Source organism: Bradyrhizobium genosp. P, assembly GCF_049949265.1.
GTDB lineage: Bacteria > Pseudomonadota > Alphaproteobacteria > Rhizobiales > Xanthobacteraceae > Bradyrhizobium.
This window is the reverse complement of the sequence record NZ_CP188195.1, coordinates 742,535-767,819: the sequence shown is the minus strand read 5'-3', so window position 1 is coordinate 767,819 and position 25,285 is coordinate 742,535. Positions and strand designations below refer to the sequence as shown.

The following is a 25,285-nucleotide window of genomic DNA, read 5'->3' as shown; positions in this document are numbered from 1 at the left end:
TTTGCGTTCATGGGGCGGTCGACAAGGCGGACGATGTCGTTTTTCGCTGCACCCTGGACGGATCGCAAGCAGACCGTTGGCTGGAAGTTCCAGCATGGATGTTCGACCGGACGGCCTGCCCTGACGCCGAGCTTCTGACAGCTCAGCCGTTTGTTAGCATCGATGCACTTGCGGCGCTCGCTGCGCTTCTCGATCTGGCGTTGAAGGATCGAACGCCATCAGCTGCCCCGCTTTCTGGCGCATCCAGAGGCTCTCACGACCAGAATCGGGGAGCGGCTCATGTCACGCGAGACGGCAATGCCAGGGAGCGGATACCGACACAATCGACAACCGCGGTCGCAGCAGCAGATGGATCTGTTCGGGAGCGGCCTGCCGAACGGCGCCCTCGGCGCGCCGGCATGGTCGGAGCTGCCGGCGGAAGCGCGGGCGGCGCTGACCAGTCTGATGACGCAGTTGATCCTCGGCCATGCTGCGACGACAGCGATGCCGCGCGCGAAGGAGGTCGGCCATGATCTCTGACAAGGTCAGGCCTCATCATCTCGAGCGCAAGGCGATTCTTTACGTGCGTCAGTCCTCGGCGCATCAGGTGTTGCACAATCGCGAGAGCAGCGCGTTGCAATACGCCATGCGGGACCGGCTGACGGCGCTCGGGTGGTCAGAGATCGACGTGATTGATGATGATCTCGGTCGTTCGGCCGCCGGCGGGGTACAACGCGCCGGCTTCGAGCGGATGGTAGCGGAGGTTTGCCTCGGTAAGGTTGGTGCGGTTTGCGCCCGCGAGGTCTCGCGCTTCGCTCGCAACAGCCGGGATTGGCAGCAACTCATCGAGATGTGCCGCGTGGTCGATACCGTTCTGGTCGATCAGGAGACCATCTATGCGCCAAGGCACGGCAACGATCGCCTGTTGCTCGGGCTCAAGGGCAGCCTCAACGAGTACGAACTGGATCTGTTGCGCCAGCGCTCGCTCTCGGCCCGCTACGAGAAGGCGCGCCGGGGCGAGTTGGTTGTGGCGGCGCCGGTCGGGTTCGTGAAGTCCGGCGACCGTTATGAGAAAGATCCGGATCGGCGGGTCCAGGAAGCGATCAAGCTGGTGTTCGACAAGGTCGAGGAACTCGGCAGCGCGCGACAGGCGCTCTGCTGGCTCCACGAGTACAATCTCGATCTGCCGGTAAAGCAGACCAATGGCGACACGGCCTGGCGACGACCAAGCTACTCCGCCATCCACCGGATCATTGAGAACCCGGTCTACGGCGGCGCCTATGCCTATGGTAAGACGGCTGTCGCGGCGGGATACGGTGCCGAGGGCGTGAGCGTGAAGATCCGCCGCAAGGCGCGGGACGAATGGTTGGCGCTGAAGCCCAACACCCACGATGGGTACGTGAGCTGGGAGAGGTTCGAGGCGATCCGCACCATGGTCAGCAACAACGTTCCCACCAGTCGGTATCACGGCGCGCCCAAGCATGGTGACGCGCTGCTGGCCGGTCTGATCCGCTGCAGGCGCTGCGGTCGCAAGCTCACACTCCGGTACTCCGGCATGAAGCGCCATATTCCGCGCTATAGCTGCAGCCGCGCCTGGATGGACAATGGCGGCCCTCACTGCATCGGCTTCGGCGGACTGCGCGTCGATGATGCAATCGAGGAAGCACTGCTCGGCGTCGTCGGTCCGGGCGCTATCGCCGCGGCGACCGCTGCCGCCAAGGAAGCCAGGGAACGGCGGGATCAGGTGCGCGATGCTCTCAGTCGCGACCTCGAAGCGGCGCGCTATGCCGTCGACCGGGCCTTCCGGCAATACGATGCCGCTGACCCCGCGAACCGGCTGGTGGCGGGTGAGCTTGAAGCGCGCTGGAACAGGGCGCTCGCCCACGTGGCGGAGGTCGAGGGCAAGATCGCCATGCATGATGCGGCGATGCCCGCCCCCATTGCCGATCCAGCTTCGCTTGGCGTTCCGGCCTCGAACCTCAAAACGGTCTGGGATGCGCCGACGACGGATGCTCGCCTCAAGAAGCGGATTGTGCGCACCGTCATCCATGAGATCGTGGCCGATATCGACGATGCGGCCTCCGAGATCGTCCTCATCGTCCACTGGGTCGGCGGCGTTCACAGCGAGATACGCCTGCCCAAGCGCCGGCGCGGGCAGCGCAACAGCACCTCCGCCAACATCATCGAAGCTGTGCGCCAACTGGTGCTGATCGCCAGCGACGATCTGATCGCCGGCCTGCTCAACCGCAACAGCCTCAAGACCGGTAACGGCAATCGCTGGACGCGCGAGCGTGTCACCTCGATGCGCTCGAACTATCGCATCCCGGTGTTCAAGCCCGCCGAGGACGGGATCGAGCCCTGGCTAAACCTCAGCAACGCGGCAAAGCTCCTCAAGATTGCGCCCAAGACGCTCCGGCTCGCCGCCGAAACCGACGAAATCGCAGCCATCCATCCGCTATCGGACGGCCCGTGGATCTTTGCTCGCGCCTCGCTGATAACAGCTGCCGCTCACTCTATCGCCGAGCGAGCGCGACAGAACCCAAGATACCCCACGGGATCGCATCCCAATCAGCAAACTCTCTTCTCTTCAACAACATAGACAGATGGGTGTTCTGATGCGCGATTGTAGAAGCCCTCGATGAAGGCGAAGATATCGCGCTGGGCCTCGGCCCTCGCAGCCCTGAACACCCGCAAGCTTGCCATTCTCTCGAACACCACCGTAAACCGGTTGGCAAGAATGCACGCTGATCACGATGTTCCGATGTGTGTCGGATCGCAAAATCAGAGTCGCGCTTCGTCCACGGTAACCGCCAACCGCGCGATCCGGGACCTACTTCGCTCTACTTTAGAGCTATATCCGCCAGGTCGTTATCTGTGGGGTCCGAACGCTGACAAGCTTCCTAAGTACTGATTATACACCTAATTCGGCGCGGAAAGAGCGATCGGAGGGACCCGAGGAAGGAGCTCGATCAGCGCTTTCATCTCGCGGATACGGGCTGCTCTATGTTGCGCTGGAATGCTTTTCCCGCAGTGCTGTCATTACGATCCGCCGGTCGGTACCCGCAATGACGATCCGCGCATCCATGGTTTCGATCAGCCCTTGCTCTTCATGATCCATCGATCCGGAGAACATCGTCCAGACGATCTCAATGCCGCTTTTTCTTGCCTTCGCGCTTATCTGTTTGCAGGCTTCGATCACTACCTCATGTTTGGTTTGGCCTGGCAGTCCCAACGCATGTGCGAGGTCGAAAGGACCAAGCATAATCGCATCAATCCCAGGTACCCTTACGATCTCGTCGACCGCCTGAAGCGCTTCGGGCGTTTCCAATAGAAGCCAAACCGACGTCTCCTCGTTACTCGCGATCGAGAAGTCTGCCCAATCTCGAACCTGATGCCAGGTAGCCCGCGTGCCCGGACACGCTCCGCGCGATCCGCCATTTGAGTTCCAAGTGTACTTTGCTGCCGAGACGGCTTTTTAAGCTTCAGCCGCGCTCTTCACATTTGGAACGATCACCCCCATCGCCCCCGCGTCCAGCACACGCATTATAGAGCTCGTCGTGTGATCAGGAACACGCACCAAGGGTGTGATACCTGATGCTTCCGCCGCTCTGATCAAGTTGATCGCGGAATCAAAACCAAAGGATCCGTGCTCAAGGTCAAGATACACAAAGTCGAAATCCGTAGCGGCCGCCATCTCGACCATATCAGGGGAGTTGGTCTGAACACCGATTCCCAAGGCCATCTTACCCTCGGCGATCGCATGCTTTACGGCGTTCCGACGTTGACGTGTGTTACCGTAGCTCATATACGACGCCTCATAGTCGGTTCGGGATGTGTCACAGCCCTGCTATCACGGTCGCAAGACTGAGACGCGAAAGTCGTCCTCGCGCAATACGAAGCCGTCAATTGGACGCCCGGCTGGCTATCGGGTCGGTTCGCATGAAACTAGAACGTTCATTTGTGAGGCGAGTGCTCGATCGGTCCGCTAGAACATTCCATGAATTGTGCCGCCGTCGATGACCACGTTCTGGCCGACGATGGAATTCGCATAATCGCTGCAGAGCAGCGCGCAAAATGTTCCGAAATCGTCCGGATCTGCCAATCGGTTCGCCGGCGTTCCGAAGAATTCAATGAGTCGGTTCACCTCAAAAGCATAGGTGCTACCATTGCGTTCTGCTCGATCGGACAGCATCGTAGGAGCCAAGCTCTTCTTCCTGCCCATATACTCGCCCCACCTGAACCCCATCGAGCAGGTCTTCGCCAAACTCAAGCACTTCCTCCGAAAAGCCGCCGTCCGAACGGTCGAAGGTGTTTGCCTCGCTATCGGCGACGTTCTCCAGCTCTTCACCACCGAAGAATGCGCATGCTACTTGGCAAACTCAGGATATCGACGAACCTAACTTCATCACGCTTTAGGGATCGCAAAACATCGGTCTTCGCTGCTCCGCTCATCGTCTTCGCGGAGCAGTTGATCAGCGAAATTTTGGACGTTGATCGTCCACGCGTTTTGCTTTCGATAGCGCGCGTTCCAGCGTGTTCGGGGCCAGTACCTCGACATCGAAATTCACGCTGGTATCGTTCTTGAGTTTCCGGCGGATTCGATCGCAGAGATCTGCGCAGAATACGGCTGTGTCGGCCGCCTTGATGGTCGGATCATGCTCGACGCAAACCTTCGCGTGATCAAGCGCGCCCTTTTTCGTCAGAACGATCTTGAATTCCACGCCGGTGCCGGGCACCTCGAGGAGCGATCGCTGGACCTGGCTCGGATAGACGTTGGCGCCTCGTATCAGGAGCATGTCGTCGAGCCGGCCATACACGCCAGCCGGCAACCGCGGGTAGGTTCGTCCGCAACTGCACGGCTGATGCGTCATGTGAGATTCATCACCGGCATAGAACCGGATCATCGGCTGCGATTCCCGACGCAGATGGGTATAGACAATCGCGCCGCTCTCCCCGTCGGGAAGCCTGCGGTTCGAATCGTCCTTGGCGACGATCTCGGTCCAGACCTCGTCCTGCATGACGTGAACACCGTTGCCCTTTTCGCATTCCGCGTTGGTCGCCCACGGCGTCATCTCCGACGTCGTGGCCATGTCGCGGACAGTGATGCCCCATCCGGCCTCCAGCGCATGGCGCGTTCCCGGAATCGATGAACCCGGCTCGCCGATGAAGATGCCCAGACGCAACGGCGACGCTGCCGGGTCGTAGCCCAGGGTTTTCGCGGTCTCGAGCATATGCAGAGCGTAAGTCGGCGTCGTGATCAGAACGGTCGATCCGACCCGGTACATCAGGTCGAGCTGGCGCTCCGTTTCGCCGGCTCCGAGTGGAAACGCCGTCGCGCCGAGGCGTTCAACCCCGAGCAGCGATCCCCACCCTCCCATGAAGAGACTGAACACCGTCGCCAGTTGAACGATGTCTCCGGCGCGGACACCGCAGGTGTAGAGACCCTGTGCCATGACGTCGGCCACATAGTTCCAGTCCTTTCGGGAGAACGCGTAGAGCGTCGGTTTGCCGCTGGTGCCAGATGAGCCGTGAACCCGAATGACATCCGCAAGGTCGACGCCGAGATAATCGCCGAACGCAGGATGCTCGGCCTGGCTGTCGCGAAGCATCTGCTTGCTGATGACAGGGACCTTCCGCGTGAAATCGTCGAGCGACTTGACCTGATCCGGGCGAAAATCGTGCTGATCGTAGTGACGGCGATAGAAGCCCGAATGCTCGTAGACATGGCGCAATTGGGCCTGGAGCAAAGTGAGGACTTCGACCTCTCGCTGTTCACGCGGGCGGGTTTCTTTGGCGCGATCCCAGTAAATTCCGTCTGGCATTGGTGTCCTCCCTGATCTGATTTTCTTTTTTGCGATGTGACGAGCCTTCGACCGCGGCCGATCAGCCGTCGTTGACGACCTTGCCGCCAATTTCTCGGGCATGACCGAAGAACTCGCCAATCACCGCTCCGGCTTCATCGACGACGCTGACGTCGTAGATCCCGATGCGCCCACTGCGTGACCGCTCGGTAGCGATGGCAACAAGACGCTCGCCGAGCTTTCCGGGGCGAAGGAAGACGATCGAGCAATGATGGGCGACCGAGCGCTGATTGTGGCTGTTGCACGCGCATGAGAGCGCGGTGTCTGCGAGGGTAAACAGGACCCCGCCATGGCAGGTGCCGAAGCCATTGAGCATCTCGCGGGTGACGAGCATGCCGAGCCGGGCCCCGCCGGACCTGGCTTCGAGCAGTTCGATTCCAAAAGTCCGGCTGACGCGATCGCCACTCAGCATCGCGCGCGCCGTGTCCTCGGCAGTCACGGCTGATTTGTCGGTCATCGTCGTCATCGCCCGCTCACCCCTGAAATTAGGGTTTGATTATGCATACCTTCGTGTGCTAAACAATCGTTTAGTTAGTTAGAGCCAGAAGGAATACCATTGGCGGCCACCAACGCAAAACGACAGGCAAACCGTTGGCCGGCGCTGCTGGATGCTGCCGCGGCGCGATTCGCTGAACAGGGGTATCATGCAACCACCATCCGCGAGCTCGCGACCGCGACCGCGATGACGCCTGGGGCTGTTTATTTTCATGTGCCGACGAAGCAGGCGCTCCTGCTGGCGGTCTATGAAGAGGGCGTTCAGCGCATCCTCGCGCGGCTCGATCGGGCGCTGGCCGGCGAAACGCGCCCGTGGGAGCGTCTCGAAAACGCGACGCTCGCCCATCTCGAAGCGATCCTCGACGCGAGCGCCTATGCGCGCGTGGTCATCCGCATTCTTCCAAGCGACGTTCCCGACGTGGCGAACGAACTCCGGATATTGCGCGAGCGTTACGAGGCGCGCTTCCGGTCGCTTTTCGCGGAGCTTTCGTTATCGGCCGGGAGAGACGTCTCGCTGGCGCGCCTTTTCCTGCTCGGAGCGATGAACTGGACGCCGGTCTGGTACCGCGAAGCGGGTCGCAGAGACCTCGCGTCGATCGCGCAGGAACTGCTCGCTCCCCTGCGTGCATTGCTCGGCGAAGATCACTCGGGACGTTCGCGATGAACAACAATCCGCGCTTTGACCCGCCCGCCCGCGTGCTCCTAACCAAAATCGGACTAGACGGCCATGACCGTGGCAGCCGCATCGTCGCGGCTTATCTCCGCGACGCCGGCATGGAGGTGATCTATACGCCGCCGTGGCAAACGATCGAGGCCGTGGTGAAGCTGGCCACGGAAGAAGACGTTGATGTGATCGGCCTCAGTTCGCTGGCGACCGACCATTTGATCGTCCCGCAATTCGTGACCGCCCTGAGAGCCGCCGGCCTCGACCATGTCGGCGTTGTCGTCGGCGGCATCATTCCCGATGACGAGCGGCCTGCGCTGATCGATGCCGGTGTGAAAGCCATCTTTGGTCCCGGTTCGTCGCGCGCGGCCATTGTCGAGCAGGTAGCCCGGACGGCGCAACAGGCGCGCCAGGCGAGAAATGAAAGTCTTTGGGAGCGTGCGCGATGACCAAGGAAGCTGTCCAGCTGTCGTTGCCCGGATTCGATCAGGCGTTCGGGCAATGGCGCGGCGACTACGCGCAGCAGATCGAGGACGATCGCACGGTTCAAAATCGCTCCGGTGTCGAGATCAATCCGCTCTACACCTCGCGGGACTGGAGTGGCGAACGTTACCTGACCGATCTCTCCTTTCCCGGGCAGTATCCCTATACGCGTGGAATCTATCCGACCATGCACCGCGGGCGAACCTGGACACAGCGCCAACTAATCGGCCTCGGTACCCCCGAGGATTATAACCGGCGCGTCCGAAGCATTCTCGATCACGGCGCCACCGCGATCAGCCTGCTGCCTTGCAATTCCGGCTTTCGCGGTATCGATTGCGATGAGGTCGATCCGGTCCTGCTCGGGACCTGCGGCACCGTCGTGAACACATCGGATCACATGGATCGGGCCCTGGCCGGCGTGCCGCTGGGACAGATATCGACCGCGATGAACGATCCGTCACCCTTTACCTTGCTGGCGTTCACGCTGGGCGTGGCGAAAAAACGCGGCATTCCCTGGACGTCGATCTCGGGAACATCAAATCAAAGCGACTATCTGTCTCACTTTATCGCCAACCACATGTTCTATCGCCTGTCGCTTCCGGGCTCGCGGCGCGTGTTGCTGGATCACATCGATTTCTGTCGACAGCATGTTCCGAACTGGAATCCGGTCTCGGTGGTGGGCCAGCACATGCAACAGGCTGGCGCCACGCCCGCCGAGACGATGGGCTTCACGCTGTCGACCGCCCTGCAATATGCGCAGGATTGCATCGAACGTGGCATGGACGTTGACGTGACGCTTCGTCGCTTCACGTTCTTTTTCGATATCTCGATCAGCTTCTTCGAGGAGATCGCCAAGTTCCGCGCCGGCCGCCGCATCTGGGCGCGTCTGGCCCGTGAACGGCTCGGCGCCAAAAATCCGGCCTCATGGCGCTTCAAATTCCACGGGCAAACCTCGGGCGTCGACCTGACGGAACAGCAACCACTCAACAACATCGCGCGCGTGACGACGCAGGCGATCGCCGGAATTCTCAGCGGGCTGCAGTCCATGCACACCGATGCGTATGATGAGGCGACATCGACGCCGACGGCCGAGTCGGCGCAGATCGCGGTTGCGACCCAGAATATCCTGCGTGAGGAAGCGCATCTTTGCGACGTCATCGATCCCCTGGGCGGTTCGTATTACGTCGAGACGCTCACCGACCGGATGGAAGCGGAGATCGAAGCGGTCATCAGCAGGATCGACGCCGCCGGCGGAATGTACAAGGCCGCCGAAGCAGGCCTGGTGCAGACCATGATCGGCGAATCCGCGCTGGCCTTTCAGGCGAAGATCGAGTCGGGCGAACAAAAGGTCGTCGGCGTCAATTGTTATCAGGACGATGATGAAGTGCGTTCAAGTCGCGCCACCGAGCGGCCTGATCTCACGCGAATGAAGGAACATGTGGCGCGTTTCAAGGCTTTCAAGGAGCAGCGAAGCCAGGCCGATGTGCAGCGCGGGCTCGACGCCATCACCAGTGCGGCCGCCAGTTCCTCGGAAAACATCTACGCCCGGGTTGTCGAAGCGGCGGAGCTTGGCGTCACCCACGGCGAGATCGTCAGTTGCCTGCGCAGGGAATTGGGGTTCGGACAGCCGCTTATCATCGCCTGACATGGCGAAGGAACTGGCTCAGTCGAATCTTGACGCGCTGATCGAGCGCCTCGTAGCCGGCGACGTCGCCGCGCTGGCGCGGTGCATTACGCTCGTCGATGACAGCGAACTGGGCCCAGCGGTGCGCCAGCGCATTCGTCCTTTCGCCGGACGGGCGAACGTCATCGGCTTCACCGGCGCGCCAGGCGTCGGCAAGTCGACACTGGTCGACGCCTTCATTTCCCAATTGCGCCGCGCCGGCCGTTCGATTGCCGTTGCCGCAATTGATCCCTCAAGTCCGCTGACCGGTGGCGCCGTGCTCGGCGATCGGATCCGGATGCATCGGCACACGGCCGATCCCGGTGTCTTCATTCGCTCGATTTCGTCCCGTGGCCATCTGGGCGGGATGTCCGAGAGCATTCACTGGACCGTCGATGCCATGGATGCCGCCGGCCGCGAGGTCGTGATCATCGAGACAGTGGGGACCGGTCAGTCCGAAGTCGAGGTTGCAGAGATTGCGGACGTCTGCGTCGTCGTCAGCGCGCCTGGCTTCGGCGACGACGTTCAGGCGATCAAGGCAGGCGTTCTCGAAATCGCCGACATCTTCGTCGTCAACAAGGCCGATTTCCCACTCGCCGATTTGGCCGCCAGGCAACTCCGGAGCATGCTGGCCCTGCGCGATCCGGCGCGTCAGCATGTGCCGATTGTCTTGACCGCCGCGACGCTTGGCCGTGGCATCGACGAACTCTGCGGTGCCGTCGATCAGATCCTTCGGAAGCCTCCTGCGGAAAAAGACCGGTTACGCAAGAGGCGCCTGCGCCGCCTGATCGCGCAGACAGCCGCAAAACTGGCGCGGCATCTGGTGCTCGAACGCAGTGGAGACGATGCCGACGCACTGATCAATGCGGTATCGTCAGGCGAGATCAGCCTTGAGACAGCCGCAACGCGGGCACTGCGTAAGGCAATTTGACGCGCCCCAGCGACCGTCTTCGCTCCGTCGCGCTCGTTGATTTCCGCGAGTGATTTGAATCTACGAAACCAGGCCGTTGATTTTCCGGGAGTCACCTCCGGCGTCAAAAACAGAAGCCCAGCAACCGTTTGAGATTGCTGGGCTTCGATTTCGAACTTGGCTGCGGGGACATGCACCCATCTCAAATTGCCATTTCAGGCGGTCGCCTAGCGCTGCCCTCCGAAGGCAAAGGTCACACGTTCGAATCGTTCCGGGCGCGCCAAATTTCCCTTATTTTGCAGCGCTCTGTGCGCGCCCGGACGAAAGCTTAAGTTCCGGTTCGTTCGAGCAAGTAAGCAATTTGGAGGAGAATCGAATTTGGATGACCTGGCAACCGACGGATGTCGATCGGAAGCCAAGGCGAGTTGCATACGCGACGACACAACAGATTCGCGCGTTTTCACAGACGCCAAGATGACGACCGCGCTGCTCGATCGCATCATTAAGCACTGCGACATCATCGAAACGGGAAACGACAGTAGTTGCCGCCTCAAGAGTGCGGGCAGGAACTGACGCAGTTCAAGGCGAATTAAAACGCAGGATCCGACAGCTTAACAGGCGCTGTCTTCATCTCCTTGGGCCCCGCCGAGTTTACGAAATGACGCAGCCGGTCCTTCAGATCGAAAAGCTCATCCAGAGGCATATTCAGGAAGCAGTAGAATTTACCCAGCATCTGTTCGGTTCGCTTGCGCAGCGATATGCCCTTGGTCGTCAGGTCGACAAGAACACGCCGTTCGTCCTCTGCCTGCCGTCGCCGTGTCACCAATCCCTTGGCCTCGAGACGTTTAAGCATCGGCGAGAGCGAGCCGAGGTCCATTTGCAGCGCCGTAGCCAATTCTCCGACGCCTTGAGCCCCACGCTCCCAAAGCACGACCAGAACCAGGTACTGGGGATAGGTAACGCCGAGCTTGTTGAGGAACGGTACGAACAGCCGCGTCATATGATTGCTGGCGGCGTAGAGCGCGAAACACAGATGATTGTCGAGCCCTGGCATCTCGACCGGTGCGATGGCGACATCGCCGCTTCGGTTCCTCAGGTCGCGTCGATTGCTCATTGTTCGTGACTTCACTTTCGTAATCCGCCGCCGGCAAACACGAGCCGCTCGTTGGCCTGAATCCTATCGTGAGCCAAGCCGCTCGCCCAGCTTGCTCTAGTAATACTATATCACATCAAAGACGATTGACTCTTAATATATTGCATGCAAACTATTTGCGTCTCATGTAAATACCTGAGGCTTGGCCAACGCGCTTTCAGCCGCTGGCTCGCAAATGAAAACGAACCAAGAGGGGACGAATTGCCATGTCGGAAATGGATCGTCGTGCCTTCGTGGGATACGACAGCGTCAATACCCTCCGCGCCGAACTCCCGCCGCGCCTTCGTGCGCACGGCCCACGCGTACTTAAGCAGAACCGCGGGAATGGAGGCCAAGGTGTCTGGAAGGTGGAAGCCTTGCCGAATGCGGATGCGATGCTCCGGGTGCTCCACGCCCAGCGCGGCAGCCAACCCGAGGAGATTCCACTCGACGCCTTCATCGCCCGCTGCGAGCCGTATTTCGGATGGGGCGGCTGCATCATCGATCAGGCGTTCCAGCCTCGCCTGCCCGAAGGGATGATCCGCTGCTACATGAGCGGGTCGAAGGTCGCGGGCTTCGGGCACCAACTGATCAAGGCCTTGATCCCACCGCCGCCCGATGGCCCCGATTCTCCGGAGGCACAACCCGGCCGCGGATCATGCAGGGACCCGAGGCTCCGCCGTTCCAGGCGCTGCGACGGTCGATGGAGGACGAGTGGACCCCGCGGTTGATGGAAACGCTGGGCATCGACGAAATGTCTTTGCCGGTCATCTGGGACGCGGATTTCCTCTACGGCCCGCGGGATGCGGCCGGCGCCGACACCTACGTCCTCTGCGAAATCAACGTGAGTTCGTGCTTCGCGATCCCCGACGATGCGCCGACGGCGATAGCGCGGACGGTCAAGGATCGCACCCTTCAAAACCAGAGAGCGGGTTCCGGCAGCTAAGAGCCGCAAGCTGTCGTCGCGTTTACCGTATTGTAAGATGGCGGCTCGCAGGCATGCGTAGTCCCCGCATCCTCGGCTTCTAGCTCAAGGTATCGGACGGAACACCCAGATAGCGGCAGGCTCCGAAAAGCTCGCACGGGCCGCAACCAGCAAACGATCCAACTCAGGTACAAACAGCGAAGTACGTGCGCCTGAAACTGTCGGGATAGCCAACCGCACGGCAGGCCTGGATAAACGTTACCGGGATTTCGGCCCGCCGTAATAACGCCAAGTGGATCCGCTCTCGTTCGGATTCACTGCGGGCTGCAAGTGCGACGGTGTCCGGTCGTAGGCGAACGCAGAATTCAAATCGCGTTGCGCACCAACTGTTCTGTCTTGCGCGCGTTGTGTGGCCTCGTTCGGCCAATACCTCTTGTCCGAGATGGTCGCCCCCGCGTGGGCGGTTGCAGATATCGCCACCATCGGCAGTAGGAGTGAAATCGTAAGAAGACGTTTCGTTAACATTGTCCGGCTCCATCATCTGTCGGAAGCGCGTCGTTTGCGCTTCTAATGATGAGTTCGGAGCCAATCGTCTAACGGTTACCTCACGTCGGCGTGAAGGGCGAACCGCCCATCACCACCGCAACAATCGCGGTCCAAGTATCGCGCCTGCGAAGGTGCACAGCACAATCGTGCCGCCGTACCAGACCGCCACGAAGGGCAATGAGGTCCGTGCAATGAAGCGCATAAGCCACCGCACTGACACCGCCTGCGACGAGACCGGCGACAGCGCCTGTACGGACGAGATTTGTGGGTGCGGCTCTTCGCACGGCCCAGATGGAAATAGCAAAGGGAACTATCGCAATGATCGGAATCGAGACAAGGCATTCCAGCCATTCATCTCCCACGACCATTTTGTCCCAATGCGAGGCCGGCGCCAGCCCAAGGCTGATTGCGGCAAGCAGAGCGATGAGAAGAAACGGAATTGCGATCAGGAGAGATGATGTCCTTCGCCCGCCCCCGGGGCGGGCCAATCTCGCCAAATAGATCAACGCAAGGCCGACGATCCCGACCGCGAAGGAGAGCTTCACGGTGAGAAAGCCCAAGGCGCGGGCCGTAGTCACAGCGCCACAACCATTCCTGCTGCAAGTGCGAGACAGAGCGTCCGAACGATTGACCTGCGGTCGACCGGCTCAGGGTTCGTACTCTGGATGGCCACGAGATCATCCGTTTTCATGTTCGCGTTCTCGGGCGATGAAGGCGGCCAGCGTTTTGAGGCCACGGTGAATATTCACCTTTACCGCGGATGCGGAGATACTGCAGCGGTCTGCTGCTTCGGCTATGCTCTGTCCGTCCAGTTTTACAGCCTCGATGGAACATCGCATTTTCTCCGGCAGCCGCCGCATCAGCCGTTTGAGATCATACGTGCTTTCGGCGCCGAGACTGTCGTCATGCGCCATGATGGTATCGGCCTCCTCGATGGGTACATCGGCAAGCGACGGGCGTGTCCGGCGCAAAAAGTCGATCAACTTGTAGCGTGCGATCGCATGTAACCACGGCGTGAAGGGCTCGGCGGGATCATAGGTATGCCTCTTCAAGTGGATCGCCAAAAGCCCCTCCTGAACCAGATCTTCCGTCTCGGTAGCGCCCCTCCCAATCTTGGCGAGTTTGGCCTTGTAATACCCGCGCAAGCGGCGGCTCAATCGATCGAGCAACCCGCGGTACGAAGCCGCGTCGCCGTCCAGGCTGGCGAGCATCAGGGCCTTGAGTTCGATTTCGTGGCTCGTCATCCCTGCGCATCTCTGTTGGTTCGCTGGCCTGGCCGGTTTGATTACAGGGACGGCCCTCCCCTTGAAGAAAAGCAATTCCGAAAATCGATCTCTTGTAGCTTCTGGTGATCTCAACAAAATCGTCGTTTCGAGGGCGCGCGCGCCCCAATTTAGCGGTTGCCTGAGACGTCCGGCGGGGTGCCGGTCAATTATGCAAATTCACTCCGCTAGCTCCGCGCGTTGCTTCCGCGCGTCGCATTCATGTAGCAATTCAGGACCGGACCAGATTACGGTTCGATCGTCTTCCACGATGAGGGGCATGAACAGCGTCACGGCTTCCCTCAATCGGACGACCTGATTGAGGGCACTCTCGTTGTTCGGGTGCCGCTCGCGCCGCAAAACCAGATTGCCACAGGGTGGATCCTCCTGCGATATCGGAGCGTCGGCATAAAGCAGGGTCACGCGGCCAGATCCCTGACCCAACTTGGACTGACGCAAGAGCTCTCGACAGGCGAGTTCGATGGCTAGCGGGATGGGTCGGATTTCGCTTTCCCAATATTGGACGGCGCCGCGGCTGAGCCCCAGTTTTTCTCCCGCCGCGACCTGGGAGTATCCGAGCTTTTTCCGCCATTTCTTGAAATCCCAAACGTCCATAGCGCTATCCTGGCGTTGCATCAGTCGAACGGGTACGCGCTTCCATTCATTCCGCGGCTTGCGAACGGTCGAATGGACCTGTCGGTGTCTTAACCGTGCCCCCCGTTTCCACCGGGACTGCCACCTCGGGCGCCCGAGGCAACCCAAATCCCTTGATCAGGGCATAAACGGCTGGGATGACGATGAGCGTTAGGATCGTCGACGAAATCATGCCGCCGATCATCGGCACGGCGATGCGTTGCATAACCTCTGAGCCCGTGCCGGTACTCCACAGGATCGGAATGAGACCGGCCATGATGGCGACGACGGTCATCATCTTGGGTCGCACCCGCTCGACCGCGCCCAGCATGATCGCCTCGTTCAGGTCGCGTCGCGTGAACGGCTTGCCTTCGGCGAGCCGTTCCGCATGAAGCTCCTTCATCGCCTGATCCAGATAGATCAACATGATGACCCCGGTCTCGGCTGCTACGCCTGCCAAGGCGATGAAGCCAACGGCCACTGCGACCGACAGATTGAAGCCAAGCCACCACATCAGCCATAGACCGCCGACAAGCGCGAACGGCAGCGACAGCATCACGATCAGCGTCTCAGTCAACCGCCGGAAATTGAGATAGAGCAGCAGGAAGATAATCAGCAGCGTGACGGGCACCACGATCTTCAGCTTGGCCGTGGCGCGCTCCAGGTACTCGAACTGGCCGCTCCAGACGACGTAGTTTCCCGGCGGAAACTGAACACTGGCGGCCACGGCCTTCTTGGCGTCGGCCACATAGCCGCCGAGGTCGCGGTCGCGGATGTCCACGAAGATGTAGACGGCAAGTTGCCCGTTCTCAGTACGGATCGATGTCGGGCCGCGCGTCAGCTTGATGGCGGCGACCTCGCCGAGAGGCACCGTCCCGCCGCCGGGCATGGCCACCAGCACGTCACGCGCGATCGATTGGGGGTCGCTGCGCAGATCGCGGGGATAACGCAGGTTGACGCCGTAGCGTTCACGGCCTTCGACCGTCGTTGTGATCGTTTCCCCGCCCAAGGCCGACGACACCGTGTTCTGCACGTCGCTGACCATCAGACCGTACCGCGCAAGGGCCTCGCGATTCGGAACGATATCCAGATAGTAGCCGCCGATCACCCGCTCTGCATAAGCGCTGGATGTGCCCGGTACCGCCTTGACGACGGTTTCGATCTGCCGTGCCAGCTTTTCCATCTCAGTCAGATCGTTACCCAAGACCTTGATGCCAACCGGCGTGCGAATTCCGGTCGCGAGCATGTCAGTACGGGCCTTGATCGGCATGGTCCAGGCGTTGGAGACGCCGGGAAACTGCAAGGCCTTGTCCAGATCGGCAATCAAACCGTCGACGTTCAGCCCTGCTGGCCATTCATCCTTGGGTTTCAGGTTGATGATGGTTTCGAACATTTCGGTCGGAGCAGGATCGGTCGCGGTCTCGGCGCGGCCTGATTTGCCGTAGACAGAAGCGACTTCGGGAAATGATTTGATGATCTTGTTCTGGGTTTGCAGGGTCTCGGCCGCCTTGGTCACCGACAAGCCCGGCAACGTGGTCGGCATGTACATCAACGTGCCTTCATTCAGGCTCGGCATGAACTCCGTTCCAAGTTGCCGTGCGGGCCAGGTGCTTATCGCCAGCGCGACCAAAGCGAGAAAGATCGTCAAGGTCTTGGCTCGCAAGATGCTCTGGATCAGTGGCCGATAGATCCAGATCAGGAACCGATTGATGGGGTTCTTGTGCTCCGGAACAATCCGGCCGCGCACGAACAGCACCATCAGCGCCGGCACCAGAGTGACCGATAGGATTGCCGCCGCTGCCATCGAAAAGGTCTTAGTGAAGGCCAACGGGCTGAACAGGCGTCCCTCTTGGGATTCCATGGTGAAGATCGGGAGGAACGACACCGTGATGATCAACAGGCTGAAGAACAACGCCGGGCCGACTTCACTCGCCGCCTCGATCAGGACTTCCAGGCGCGGCTTGTCGGGAGGGGCGCGTTCGAGATGCTTGTGAGCGTTCTCGATCATGACGATGGCGCCATCGATCATCGCGCCGATGGCGATGGCGATGCCGCCAAGGCTCATGATGTTGGAGCCGATGCCGAGCGCCTTCATGGCGCTGAAGGCCATCAGGATCCCGACCGGGAGCATCACGATTGCGACCAGGGCGCTGCGGACGTGCAGCAGGAACACGATACAGACAAGCGCGACGACTATGCTCTCCTCTGTGAGCGTCCGCTTCAGCGTTTCGATCGCGCTGTGAATGAGGTTCGAACGGTCGTAGACCGGTATAATCTGCACGTCCTTTGGCAGCGCTGTCGCCATCTCGGCAAGCCGCGCCTTGACGTTGTCAATCACATCGAGCGCATTCTGGCCGAAGCGTTGCAGGGCAATGCCGCCAGCGACCTCGCCCTCGCCATTGAGCTCGGTGATGCCCCGGCGCTCGTCGGGGCCGAACTCGATGCGCGCCACGTCTTTGAGCAGCACCGGCGTGCCCTTGTCGACCTTAAGAACGATGTTCGAAAGGTCGGAAAGACTTTTGACGTAGCCGCGACCGCGTATGATGAATTCGAACTCCGAGAGTTCCACGGTCCGGCCGCCGACATCCATGTTGCTGCCGCGGATCGCGTCACGCACCTTGGCAAGCGGGATATCCAGCGACCTCAGGCGGTTCGGATCGACGATGATATTGTACTGCTTGACGAAGCCGCCGACGTTTGCCACTTCCGCGACGCCCTCGGCCTTGGATATGCCGTAACGCACGGTCCAGTCCTGCAGCGACCGCAGATCGGCCAGCGATTTGTCCTTGGACTGCAGGGCATACTGATAGACCCAACCGACACCGGTGGCGTCCGGCCCCAAGGTCGGAGTCACGCCGTTCGGCAGTTGGCGGGCGGCGGCGTTGAGATATTCGAGCACGCGCGAACGCGCCCAATAGATGTCGGTGCCGTCCTCGAAGATGATGTACACGAACGAGACGCCGAAGAACGAGAAGCCGCGCACCACCTTGGATTTCGGCACAGTCAACATGGCGGTCGTCAGCGGATAGGTGACCTGGTCTTCGATGACCTGGGGGGCCTGCCCCTTGTACTCGGTGTAGACGATCACCTGGGTGTCGGAGAGATCGGGGATCGCATCCAGTGCCGAATGCTGTACGGCGTAGACGCCGGATGCCACGGCAAAGACCGCTCCGATCAGCACCAGCGTCAGATTGCGGGCCGACCAGTCAATGAGCCGCGCGATCATTGCGATTTCTCCTTGGGATCCAGGCCACTAAGCGCGGCCTTCAGATTGCTCTCGGCATCGATCAGGAAGTTCGCGGAGACGACGACTTTGTCGTTTTCGGCGAGCCCTTCCTTGATCTCGACGCGGCCGCCGCCGCGGCGCCCGAGTTTCACGTTGCGCGGTTCGAACCGGCCGTCGCCCTTGTCGAGAAGCACGATCTGCCGGTCGCCGCCGTCGATAACCGCGCTGCTGGACACGGTGACGACGGGAGCCTCCGTCCCGGTGGCGATCTCCACGTCCGCATACATGTCCGGCCGCATCACCTCGTCGCGATTGGGCAATTCGATTCTGATCCGCCCCGTCCGCGTCTCTGCCATCAGGTGCGGATAGATCAACCCGACCTTGCCGATGAAGGCCTTGTCGGGATCGGAGCGGAGCCGAACGATGGCCTTTTGCCCGACCTCGATCAGGCCGAGGTCGCTCTCCGCGACATCGGCCAACACCCAGACGACGGAGTGGTCGGAAATCCGGAACAGGACGTCCCCCGGCGCTGCGCGCATGCCGTTGACCGCCGCGCGCGTCACGATTTCGCCGTCCTGCGGAGCAGGCCAGTTCACGTAAACCGGTACCTCGCGCGTACGCTCTATGTCGGCAATGAATGCGTCGGGCGCCCCCAGATTTTCAAGGCGCCGGCGCGCGCCCTTCAAGGCTTGATTGGTTATGCCGGCGTCCTGACGCGCGTTCAGAGCGGACAGGTACTCGGCGGCGGCACTCGACAGGTTCGGGCCGTAGATGCGCATCAGCGGTTCGCCCTTGTGAATATGATCGCCGGTCGTGACGTTTGCGACGGTGTCGATGAAGCCTTCGAAACGCAGCGCCACGACTGATTGGCGGCGCTCGTCCTCCTGAACGGTGCCTGGGGCGCGAACCATCGTATTGAGGGTCTGGCGCTCCGCGAGCTCGGTCTGAACGCCCGCTTTTTGCAACTTGCCGGCACTCACCTTGACCGACGAATCGTCGTCCTGTTCGCCCTCATAGACGGGCAGATAGTCCATCCCCATTGAGTCTTTCTTCGGCGTCGCCGATGTGTCCGGGAGACCCATCGGGTTGCGGTAGAATTTGATCCGCCTGGAACCCTCTCCCATGGCCGTGGGTGAAGCGCCGTCGCCGGACATGGTGCTCGCATTTGCATCGGCAGGCATGGTCATGCGCGCGCCGAACCAATTGGATCGAGCGCCAAACCACCCGGTTGCAGCGGCGGCAGCGAGCATCAGAATAATGATCGGCGCGCTCAGGTTTCGTTTCATAGCGATCCTCCCGCCAGACGTTCCATCTCGGCATATTTCGTCTGGAGCTCCACCTTGAGCTTCAGCAAGTCGAGTTGGACCGTGCGGAGCCTTTGCTCCGATAGGAAAACCAGCGAAATATCCGATGAACCGGCCTGAAAGCCGTTTCGCGCATTTTCGACTGACGATCGGGCCTGCGGCAGTTGGCGCGACGAGTAGATCTGGATGACTTTCCGCAGCGCATCGATGCCGAACCAGGCGTCGGCGACCTGTCCGTCGATCCGCAGGCGCAGCGCCTCGTTGCGGGCTTCCGCGGCGCCGAGACGCGCGGCGGCCGCGCGTTGCTCGGCTTCCTTGACTTCGTAGTGCAACGGCAGCTTGACGCCCAACATGAACTCGCCGGTATCTCCAGATGGGAAGTTCGAGACGGGCCGCTGCACGTACTTCGCGCCGAGCGTCACGTCGGGATAGTAGTTGAGATCGGTCAGGGATTTGGTTTGGGCTGCGGACTTGGCCTGCGCCCCGGCTAATGCCAGCATCGGATTGGCGGTACGCGCAAGCGCCTGCACCTGCGGGAGGGGCATCGTCTTGACGGTTCGAAAGCCCGTAGGCACAGCCAAGGGCGCCTGGGACGGTCGACCGATTAGCGAGTTGAGCCTTGCCGCAGCGGACTTCATCTCGCCTTCGCGACGGACTACGTCGCCTTCCGCTGTCGCGGACTCGAGATCGGCTCTGATGACATCCTGCTGGTCGACCGACGTGGTACCGTACCGCGACTTCAGCAAGCTCAGAACTTCATCGAACCGCCGCTTGATCTCCCGCGAGATTCCGACGGCTTCATAGGCGGAGTTGTATTCTCCGTGCGCTGCCACGACCTGCGCGATCAGTTCCGTCACGGTCGCGCGCCCCTGGAATTTCGCGGCGTCGGCGTCGGACTGCGCGATACCGCGCTCCAAGCCGTATTTGCTCCATAGCTGGAATTCCTGCTGGAGACCGAAGCGACGTTGCCCTACTCCCAATCTATTTACGTCCCATGCCTCGAGGACAAGCGTCGGATCGGCCAAGACGCCGGCCGTCCCGATCTTGTGCACGGCGGCGTCGAAATCGAGCGCCGCCGCGGCAACCGTTGGATTGAGACGCTTGGCGAACGCGACGACGCTTTCCACGGTGGCGCCGGGCAAAGTTTGTTCGGCCGCGCTCACCGGCGACAACCACAGCAACACTGTGGTTGTCCCGACGGCGGCCGAGCGGATGATGCCGCCCGCGCGCGTCATGGCGTCGCTTTCAGCACGAGCTTGTTTTCGACTGTTGCGGTTTCGCCTTGAACTTTGGCGCCCAGCGACAATCGCCAGCCGCCTTCCATGGTGACCGCGGCCTTGAAGCGATAGACGCCGGGCCCCGTGCTGGGCATCGGTTCGATCGCGGCTTTCATCGTCTCCATGCCCTCTGGCGCCATATCCAGTCGCGTCGCGGTAATCACCGCATCGGAGACCGGCTTCCCGTCGGGCTTATGGATCAGGCGGACCGCGATGATCGCGTCACCTTTTTTGACTGTCTGGTCGACGAGTTGGAATTCGTAGTCCTTGACGTCGGCGCGCGCGAGCGTGGCCGAACCGGTCATGGCGATGCCGATCAGCGCGGCCTGCACGGCGCGCGCGTAGTTCAAACTCTTCATTTTGCTATCCTCGATATCCTGATGAGCCGCTAATAACGGCGTGCATTATCCGCGCGGCTGCAAAACGGCGCGGCAGCAGACGGCGGCGTGATAACGCCGATCAGATCGAGGTTCGGGGAGGATGGTCCGGAGGGGATCCAATGAGCCCATCGACGATCAAGTCGTCGAGCGCCAAAAACAGGCTGTTGCGGGTGGGCAATGGAGCCGGGATGCTGCTTGCCAAGGGCGGCTCAGCTTGAGCAATCGTCAGCATGCATATCGCGACCAGCGGACAGTCTTGGCAGCCCTTATTCTTCTCTCCACCTGGACAACAAGGCATACCGCCCGATATCGCGAACATATCTGTCATCTCGGCAACAGACAGACGCTTTGCCGCCGCTGGCGTCACCAGCGGAGTCGCAACCAACCCAACGATCACAAAGACCGCGAGCAGACGACCGATGAGTCGGCGAAGGTTCATGGCCCAACATCACACGATACGGGGAACTTTGAAAGCCGGATTTACTTCACAAATTCGCCAACCAATCGCAAAAAGCCCGAGATGGTAACGAAACGCATAGGGTTAACTTGCGATTCAGACGTCTTCCAACGTCATGGGATATTTACGCTGGCAGCGCTCGCGCGATCTGAGGTTCCTGCATGACGGTGCGCGGATTTGGCTCGGCTCTATTCGGAGCAGCCGATCGGGCGGCAAGTCAAGGTGACGAGGCGCGGCAGGGTCTATTCGCAGCGGTCGCAGCACTCTTCGCCTTCCCACGCCTCCCGGCCCTCGCGTATGACGAACCACACAACACCAAGGGAGGCCAACGGATCTACCCACCACACATCGATGAGGAGTTGCGCGACCAGAGCACCCACAACGACGAAGGCGAGCCAACCACATGTAATGCTCTCGACAGCATCGGCCCGAAGAGCGCGGCTCCCGAGCGCGTCGGCAACCTGCAGTTTGCGCCGTGACAGAAAATACATGATCGGGATGGCGAGCACACTGACAACGAGACCGGGTAGCGAGAACTCTGCCCCTTGCTGCGTCCATAATTTCCAGCCAGCGCTGGCGACAACATAGGCGGCCAGCGCAAACAGCAACGCCCCGCCGATGCGGGAAGCCATTCTCTCCGCTGTCTCGGCGAAGGTCTGACCGTGTCGAAGCTCAATAGTCAGGCGCCAAACGAGAACGCCAGCCGACGCTAACTCGATCAAGCTGTCGATTCCGAAGGCCAACAGCGCAATACTGCCGGCCGCAATACCCGATCCATTGCTACCACGGATTCGATCATCATCCAGGCAAGCGTGAAATACTCAAGGCGGAAGGCCTGCTGGATCAACGCGACCCGGCCGTTGGTCGTTTCTGATTTTTGGCGAGGCGGCGCTTCAGTTTGCATGCTCCTCACCGGCTCCCGAGCTTGTATCGGACCTGTCCGGGTTTCCCTGCCTCGGTCTTGATATTCAGCGTGGTCGTCGCGTCCGCCCCGAAAGCGTTCTTGGCTTCGCCCCTCAAGCTGTTGTCTCCCGATTGAACGAGCGGAAGCGGCTCTCGACTGGCCCCGTTGACGATGAGCACTGAGGCCGAGTAGCCCTTCGGGGCGACCGGATTGGCGTTGGTGGGTCGAACACGTTGATGGTGACCGTTTTGCCGCACGTCGGGCGCCCCTGATCCTGCCTCCGATGACGAGCTAGTGCTAGTGGTTATGACGCCCGCAGTTTGTGCCGATCCTGGCATCGAAGCCGAGCCTAAAAAGACACCAAATGGCGGCCGACGCGCAATCTGCGGCTGGCCAGAGGGAGCGCCTGGCACAACGGAAGCGCCTGCGGCGGCGTCAAACTACGCCTATTCCATCATTCCGTGGAACGTAGACAAGTTTCGCGCCGTCGCTGCGGACGATGACGTGATGTGTTTTGAAACGCCAGATGGCACCGCGATGCCAAAAGTGCAGATGGAGCACAACCTCTGCGTCGAAGAGAAAGCCAAGTCTACATGAATGTCTTCACATATGTGGTCGAGCACGATCTCGGGTTCGCACCAAATCCGTTCCACGGCGTGTGCACTCTTGCTTGCTGCAAGCCGCGCATCCGCAGGAAAGCCGAGCGCGGCGACATCGTGCTCGGTACGGGAGCAGCCCTGCCGCAATTGCGCGGGCACTTGACCTATTGGATGCAGGTCGACGAAATTACAACCTTCGACACGCCTATTGGAACGACCCGCGCTTTCGTAACAAGATGCCCGTCATGCTCGGAACGACACTCTATCGCTATGGTGACAATATCTATCATCGCGACGGGCAGGATGCCTATCACCAACAATACTCGTTCCATAGTCTCGAAGACGGAACTATTTCGCCCGGTGACCTAAAACGCGATACAGACACGACCGATAAGGTGCTTATCGCGAGGAATTTTACGTTTGGGGAAAATCGGGCTGCTCATACCTGAGCATCTTCCCTGCTTTGTGAGACGTGAGCGTCATCTGTTCAGCGAAGAACAGAAGCAAGCGTTAACGGCAGACTAAAACCCAGACTAAATGGAAATATTAGTCTGGGTGTCACTGTGGGCTCATCCTGAAATTGATTGGCTGATCAGATGGTTAAATGGCGCGCCCGGAACGATTCGAACGTCCGACCCTCAGATTCGTAGTCTGATGCTCTATCCAGCTGAGCTACGGGCGCATCTTCGCGGCAGGCCATAGGGCCGGCGTGCATCCAGGAACGCCCGGAAACAGCGCGAAAGAGCGCTTTAGCTACAGGCTCCCGGTCCGGTTGGCAAGGTCTTGGAGGCAGGTTCTGAGCGGCGATTTTGACCGGGAAAGGCGAAAACAGAGCCTGGATGACCCATTTTCTGTCGTTCCGGGTGCAACGCCGGAATCTCGTACAACAAGCTCGAGATTCCGGGTTCGGCGCCTTGCGCCGCCCCGGAATGGCACCCGGGCGCTTACGCCCGTGCCCGCTCGTTTCGGATGGAGAGCAGCTCCACCGGCCGGTCCGGGATCGAGATCCGGAAGGTGGCGCCGATGGTGCCTTCGACCAGATGGATATTGCCGCCATGGGCACGGATCAGCTCCGCTGAGATGGCAAGGCCCAGCCCGCTGCCGCCGGGGCGGCCCGAAGTCTGGAACGCCTCGAACAGATGCTCGCGCGCCTTGGCCGGCACGCCGGGACCGGTGTCGGAGACCTCGATGATAGCAACTGTCCCCTCGCGGCGGCCGGTGATGCGGATCTGCATGGCACCGCCGTCGCTCGCGGGCCGGTTCTCCAACGCCTGCGCGGCGTTGCGCACCAGGTTGAGCAACACGCGGAACAGCTGGTCCGGGTCGGCGTCGATGGTCAGCCCGCGCTCGATCGCGCTGATCCAGCTGATCATGGCGTCGGTGGCGAGCCCGGCGGATTCCCGCACCTCGGCGACCGCCGGCTCGACCGCGAGGACGCGGCGGTCGGGCGCCGCCTCCTGCGCGCGGCCGTAGGACAGCGTCGACTGGCAGAAGGCGATGGCACGCTCCAGCGAGCGCAACAACTTGGGCGCAAAGCGTTGCACCCGCGGATCGGGCACGCTCGCGAGTTGATCCGACAGCAGCTGCGAGGACGCCAGCAAATTGCGCAAATCGTGATTGATCTTGGAGACGGCAAGTCCCAGCGCGGCGAGCCGGCTCTTCTGATGCAGCATCGAGACGAGGTCGCGCTGCATGTCCGACAGCTCGCGCTCGGCGACGCCGATTTCGTCGCCGCGCTGGCTCGGCACGATGATTCGCGCCGAGCTTTCCGGATTTTCGTGGAAGCCGATCAGGTTCGCGGTCAGCCGCCGCATCGGGCGGACGAACAGATAGTGAAGCGCGAAATAGACGAGGCCGGCGGTCAGGCCCGCGATCAGCAGCGCCACGACGAGGACGTTGCGCGAGAAGCGGTACATCGCTCGCCGCAGCGGCCTTTCGTCGATCACCACCTCGATGAACTGGGCCTGGCCCGGCGCGGCGCCGACCACGCGGATGGTCTGATCTCCGTGCTCCAGCATGATCTCGAAGGCGTCGACAATCGCCGACCACACGGTCATGGCCCGCATATCGACATCATGATCGATCGCGGCCGGCAGGTCGGCGCTGGCGAGCAGGCGGCGCTGCTGCCCCAGCTTGATGGCGACCGCGCGCGCGCCGATGCTGGTCAGTATCTGCCGCGCCAGCGAATCCGGCACCATGCCGGAGGGCGCAGCATCCAGCACCAGCGCCGCGGTGTTGGCGGCGGCCAGACGGTCGTTCAGCCGGTTCATGCGGAAGTTGGCGATCGCCGGCACGTAGATCAGGAGCCCGGCGATCATCACCAGGGGAATCGTCAGTAGCAAAAGCTTGCCGGACAGTCCGAGCCGGAGAGACGGCTTGGGCCGCAGCTTCAGCTCGGTCACCTGATCGTCGATTTCAGCCACAAGATAAGCCTAGTTTGGCCTGGGGGTCGAAGATCCGGGGTCGAAGATGCGGCCCGGCCCCCAAGCCGGTCAAATTACGGATCGCTAATGTCGGCGGGTTCCCCGCAGCGCCGCAAGGCGCCCCCCCCTTACCGCCAAAAACCCCGCAAAAACAGATATATT

The 25,285-nt window shown here is 61.0% G+C and carries 23 protein-coding genes, 1 tRNA gene and 5 pseudogenes; 11 read left to right on the top strand and 18 right to left on the bottom strand.

Annotated features, from left to right (window positions below; translation table 11 throughout):
* Positions 1–348 precede the first annotated feature (348 nt).
* Entirely contained in the window at positions 349–519 is a 171-nt protein-coding gene (locus ACP2YO_RS03760) for a hypothetical protein (RefSeq protein ID WP_426439182.1), read from the top strand.
* A complete protein-coding gene (locus tag ACP2YO_RS03755) occupies positions 509–2,578 on the top strand; it encodes a recombinase family protein (protein WP_426439180.1) in 2,070 nt (689 codons plus the stop codon). The genes ACP2YO_RS03760 and ACP2YO_RS03755 overlap by 11 nt, the downstream gene beginning before the upstream one ends.
* A gap of 402 nt (positions 2,579–2,980) precedes the next feature.
* On the opposite strand, the pseudogene ACP2YO_RS03750 reads toward ACP2YO_RS03755, so the two are convergent.
* Positions 2,981–3,673: pseudogene (locus tag ACP2YO_RS03750) on the bottom strand (HpcH/HpaI aldolase family protein).
* A gap of 291 nt (positions 3,674–3,964) precedes the next feature.
* Entirely contained in the window at positions 3,965–4,171 is a 207-nt protein-coding gene (locus ACP2YO_RS03745) for an SDR family oxidoreductase (protein ID WP_426439178.1), read from the bottom strand.
* Position 4,172: 1 nt separating this feature from the next.
* On the opposite strand from ACP2YO_RS03745, the pseudogene ACP2YO_RS03740 reads away from it, so the two are divergent.
* Positions 4,173–4,379 (top strand): annotated as a pseudogene (locus tag ACP2YO_RS03740) (transposase); the annotation flags it as partial.
* Between the two features lie 72 nt (positions 4,380–4,451).
* Here the strand turns inward: ACP2YO_RS03740 and ACP2YO_RS03735 are convergent.
* Both ACP2YO_RS03735 and paaI read right to left on the bottom strand, forming a co-directional pair.
* Complete coding sequence (locus ACP2YO_RS03735) at positions 4,452–5,801, bottom strand: phenylacetate--CoA ligase family protein (RefSeq protein ID WP_426439176.1); 1,350 nt, start codon at positions 5,799–5,801, stop codon at positions 4,452–4,454.
* Between the two features lie 61 nt (positions 5,802–5,862).
* Complete coding sequence (gene paaI / locus ACP2YO_RS03730; RefSeq protein WP_426439174.1) at positions 5,863–6,306, bottom strand: hydroxyphenylacetyl-CoA thioesterase PaaI; 444 nt, start codon at positions 6,304–6,306, stop codon at positions 5,863–5,865.
* Positions 6,307–6,396: 90 nt separating this feature from the next.
* Between paaI and ACP2YO_RS03725 the strand changes: the two genes are divergently transcribed.
* From ACP2YO_RS03725 to ACP2YO_RS03705, 5 genes and pseudogenes are all read left to right on the top strand, one after another.
* Positions 6,397–6,999 carry a TetR/AcrR family transcriptional regulator gene (locus ACP2YO_RS03725; protein ID WP_426439172.1) on the top strand — a complete coding sequence of 201 codons (603 nt, stop codon included), beginning with the start codon at positions 6,397–6,399 and terminating at the stop codon, positions 6,997–6,999.
* A complete protein-coding gene (locus ACP2YO_RS03720; protein WP_426439170.1) occupies positions 6,996–7,448 on the top strand; it encodes a cobalamin B12-binding domain-containing protein in 453 nt (150 codons plus the stop codon). Before ACP2YO_RS03725 ends, ACP2YO_RS03720 begins: the two co-directional genes overlap by 4 nt.
* Entirely contained in the window at positions 7,445–9,127 is a 1,683-nt protein-coding gene (locus tag ACP2YO_RS03715) for an acyl-CoA mutase large subunit family protein (protein ID WP_426439168.1), read from the top strand. Before ACP2YO_RS03720 ends, ACP2YO_RS03715 begins: the two co-directional genes overlap by 4 nt.
* Position 9,128: 1 nt before the next feature.
* Entirely contained in the window at positions 9,129–10,076 is a 948-nt protein-coding gene (gene meaB / locus ACP2YO_RS03710) for a methylmalonyl Co-A mutase-associated GTPase MeaB (protein ID WP_426439166.1), read from the top strand.
* A gap of 435 nt (positions 10,077–10,511) precedes the next feature.
* Positions 10,512–10,628, top strand: a pseudogene (locus ACP2YO_RS03705) (ATP-binding protein); the annotation flags it as partial.
* 16 nt (positions 10,629–10,644) lie between these two features.
* Here ACP2YO_RS03705 and ACP2YO_RS03700 read toward each other — a convergent pair.
* Positions 10,645–11,169 (bottom strand): MarR family winged helix-turn-helix transcriptional regulator, encoded by a 525-nt coding sequence (locus ACP2YO_RS03700; RefSeq protein ID WP_426439164.1) that lies wholly within the window; start codon positions 11,167–11,169, stop codon positions 10,645–10,647.
* Positions 11,170–11,279: 110 nt separating this feature from the next.
* Positions 11,280–11,771, bottom strand: coding sequence for a hypothetical protein (locus ACP2YO_RS03695; RefSeq protein ID WP_426443544.1), 492 nt, complete (start codon positions 11,769–11,771; stop codon positions 11,280–11,282).
* Between ACP2YO_RS03695 and ACP2YO_RS03690 the strand changes: the two genes are divergently transcribed.
* Entirely contained in the window at positions 11,672–12,133 is a 462-nt protein-coding gene (locus tag ACP2YO_RS03690; protein WP_426439162.1) for a hypothetical protein, read from the top strand. The genes ACP2YO_RS03695 and ACP2YO_RS03690 overlap by 100 nt on opposite strands.
* 613 nt (positions 12,134–12,746) lie before the next feature.
* On the opposite strand, the pseudogene ACP2YO_RS03685 reads toward ACP2YO_RS03690, so the two are convergent.
* The 10 genes and pseudogenes from ACP2YO_RS03685 to ACP2YO_RS03640 form a co-directional block, all read right to left on the bottom strand.
* Positions 12,747–13,349: pseudogene (locus ACP2YO_RS03685) on the bottom strand (DUF1109 domain-containing protein).
* The gene (locus tag ACP2YO_RS03680; protein WP_426439160.1) at positions 13,336–13,902 is read right to left on the bottom strand and encodes a sigma-70 family RNA polymerase sigma factor; all 567 of its coding nucleotides are present in this window, start codon (positions 13,900–13,902) and stop codon (positions 13,336–13,338) included. The pseudogene ACP2YO_RS03685 and the gene ACP2YO_RS03680 overlap by 14 nt, the downstream one beginning before the upstream one ends.
* 198 nt (positions 13,903–14,100) lie before the next feature.
* Positions 14,101–14,535 (bottom strand): helix-turn-helix domain-containing protein, encoded by a 435-nt coding sequence (locus ACP2YO_RS03675; protein WP_426439158.1) that lies wholly within the window; start codon positions 14,533–14,535, stop codon positions 14,101–14,103.
* 46 nt (positions 14,536–14,581) lie between these two features.
* Positions 14,582–17,779, bottom strand: a complete 3,198-nt coding sequence (locus ACP2YO_RS03670) for an efflux RND transporter permease subunit (RefSeq protein WP_426439156.1) — start codon at positions 17,777–17,779, stop codon at positions 14,582–14,584.
* Entirely contained in the window at positions 17,776–19,029 is a 1,254-nt protein-coding gene (locus ACP2YO_RS03665; protein WP_426439154.1) for an efflux RND transporter periplasmic adaptor subunit, read from the bottom strand. The genes ACP2YO_RS03670 and ACP2YO_RS03665 overlap by 4 nt, the downstream gene beginning before the upstream one ends.
* A gap of 32 nt (positions 19,030–19,061) precedes the next feature.
* On the bottom strand, positions 19,062–20,318 hold the full coding sequence (locus ACP2YO_RS03660) for a TolC family protein (protein ID WP_426439152.1): 1,257 nt from the start codon (positions 20,316–20,318) through the stop codon (positions 19,062–19,064).
* Entirely contained in the window at positions 20,315–20,719 is a 405-nt protein-coding gene (locus tag ACP2YO_RS03655; RefSeq protein WP_426439150.1) for a FixH family protein, read from the bottom strand. The genes ACP2YO_RS03660 and ACP2YO_RS03655 overlap by 4 nt, the downstream gene beginning before the upstream one ends.
* Positions 20,720–20,819: 100 nt before the next feature.
* Positions 20,820–21,179 carry a hypothetical protein gene (locus tag ACP2YO_RS03650; RefSeq protein WP_426439148.1) on the bottom strand — a complete coding sequence of 120 codons (360 nt, stop codon included), beginning with the start codon at positions 21,177–21,179 and terminating at the stop codon, positions 20,820–20,822.
* Between the two features lie 260 nt (positions 21,180–21,439).
* Positions 21,440–21,919 (bottom strand): cation transporter, encoded by a 480-nt coding sequence (locus ACP2YO_RS03645; RefSeq protein WP_426439146.1) that lies wholly within the window; start codon positions 21,917–21,919, stop codon positions 21,440–21,442.
* Entirely contained in the window at positions 21,916–22,101 is a 186-nt protein-coding gene (locus ACP2YO_RS03640) for a hypothetical protein (protein WP_426439144.1), read from the bottom strand. Before ACP2YO_RS03640 ends, ACP2YO_RS03645 begins: the two co-directional genes overlap by 4 nt.
* A gap of 300 nt (positions 22,102–22,401) precedes the next feature.
* Here ACP2YO_RS03640 and ACP2YO_RS03635 point away from each other — a divergent pair, with 300 nt between their 5' ends.
* On the top strand, positions 22,402–22,698 hold the full coding sequence (locus tag ACP2YO_RS03635) for a hypothetical protein (protein WP_426439142.1): 297 nt from the start codon (positions 22,402–22,404) through the stop codon (positions 22,696–22,698).
* A pseudogene (locus tag ACP2YO_RS03630) lies at positions 22,695–23,149 on the top strand (hypothetical protein). Before ACP2YO_RS03635 ends, ACP2YO_RS03630 begins: the two are co-directional and overlap by 4 nt.
* 156 nt (positions 23,150–23,305) lie before the next feature.
* Here the strand turns inward: ACP2YO_RS03630 and ACP2YO_RS03625 are convergent.
* Positions 23,306–23,382: transfer RNA gene (locus tag ACP2YO_RS03625), tRNA-Arg, on the bottom strand.
* Between the two features lie 262 nt (positions 23,383–23,644).
* Complete coding sequence (locus tag ACP2YO_RS03620; RefSeq protein WP_426439140.1) at positions 23,645–25,123, bottom strand: sensor histidine kinase; 1,479 nt, start codon at positions 25,121–25,123, stop codon at positions 23,645–23,647.
* Positions 25,124–25,285: the final 162 nt, after the last annotated feature.

Bases quoted from the DNA above. Each gene is read 5' to 3' on its own strand.
- ACP2YO_RS03690 (WP_426439162.1), top strand. From the start codon at position 11,672: ATGGGGCGGCTGCATCATCGATCAGGCGTTCCAGCCTCGCCTGCCCGA.
- ACP2YO_RS03715 (WP_426439168.1), top strand. From the start codon at position 7,445: ATGACCAAGGAAGCTGTCCAGCTGTCGTTGCCCGGATTCGATCAGGCG.
- ACP2YO_RS03660 (WP_426439152.1), bottom strand. From the start codon at position 20,318: ATGACGCGCGCGGGCGGCATCATCCGCTCGGCCGCCGTCGGGACAACC.
- ACP2YO_RS03665 (WP_426439154.1), bottom strand. From the start codon at position 19,029: ATGCTCGCTGCCGCCGCTGCAACCGGGTGGTTTGGCGCTCGATCCAAT.
- paaI (WP_426439174.1), bottom strand. From the start codon at position 6,306: ATGACGACGATGACCGACAAATCAGCCGTGACTGCCGAGGACACGGCG.
- ACP2YO_RS03680 (WP_426439160.1), bottom strand. From the start codon at position 13,902: ATGACGAGCCACGAAATCGAACTCAAGGCCCTGATGCTCGCCAGCCTG.
- ACP2YO_RS03640 (WP_426439144.1), bottom strand. From the start codon at position 22,101: ATGCAAACTGAAGCGCCGCCTCGCCAAAAATCAGAAACGACCAACGGC.
- ACP2YO_RS03745 (WP_426439178.1), bottom strand. From the start codon at position 4,171: ATGCTGTCCGATCGAGCAGAACGCAATGGTAGCACCTATGCTTTTGAG.
- ACP2YO_RS03755 (WP_426439180.1), top strand. From the start codon at position 509: ATGATCTCTGACAAGGTCAGGCCTCATCATCTCGAGCGCAAGGCGATT.
- ACP2YO_RS03655 (WP_426439150.1), bottom strand. From the start codon at position 20,719: ATGAAGAGTTTGAACTACGCGCGCGCCGTGCAGGCCGCGCTGATCGGC.
- ACP2YO_RS03675 (WP_426439158.1), bottom strand. From the start codon at position 14,535: ATGGACGTTTGGGATTTCAAGAAATGGCGGAAAAAGCTCGGATACTCC.
- ACP2YO_RS03670 (WP_426439156.1), bottom strand. From the start codon at position 17,779: ATGATCGCGCGGCTCATTGACTGGTCGGCCCGCAATCTGACGCTGGTG.
- ACP2YO_RS03700 (WP_426439164.1), bottom strand. From the start codon at position 11,169: ATGAGCAATCGACGCGACCTGAGGAACCGAAGCGGCGATGTCGCCATC.
- ACP2YO_RS03735 (WP_426439176.1), bottom strand. From the start codon at position 5,801: ATGCCAGACGGAATTTACTGGGATCGCGCCAAAGAAACCCGCCCGCGT.
- ACP2YO_RS03720 (WP_426439170.1), top strand. From the start codon at position 6,996: ATGAACAACAATCCGCGCTTTGACCCGCCCGCCCGCGTGCTCCTAACC.
- ACP2YO_RS03650 (WP_426439148.1), bottom strand. From the start codon at position 21,179: ATGAACCTTCGCCGACTCATCGGTCGTCTGCTCGCGGTCTTTGTGATC.
- meaB (WP_426439166.1), top strand. From the start codon at position 9,129: ATGGCGAAGGAACTGGCTCAGTCGAATCTTGACGCGCTGATCGAGCGC.
- ACP2YO_RS03760 (WP_426439182.1), top strand. From the start codon at position 349: ATGGATCTGTTCGGGAGCGGCCTGCCGAACGGCGCCCTCGGCGCGCCG.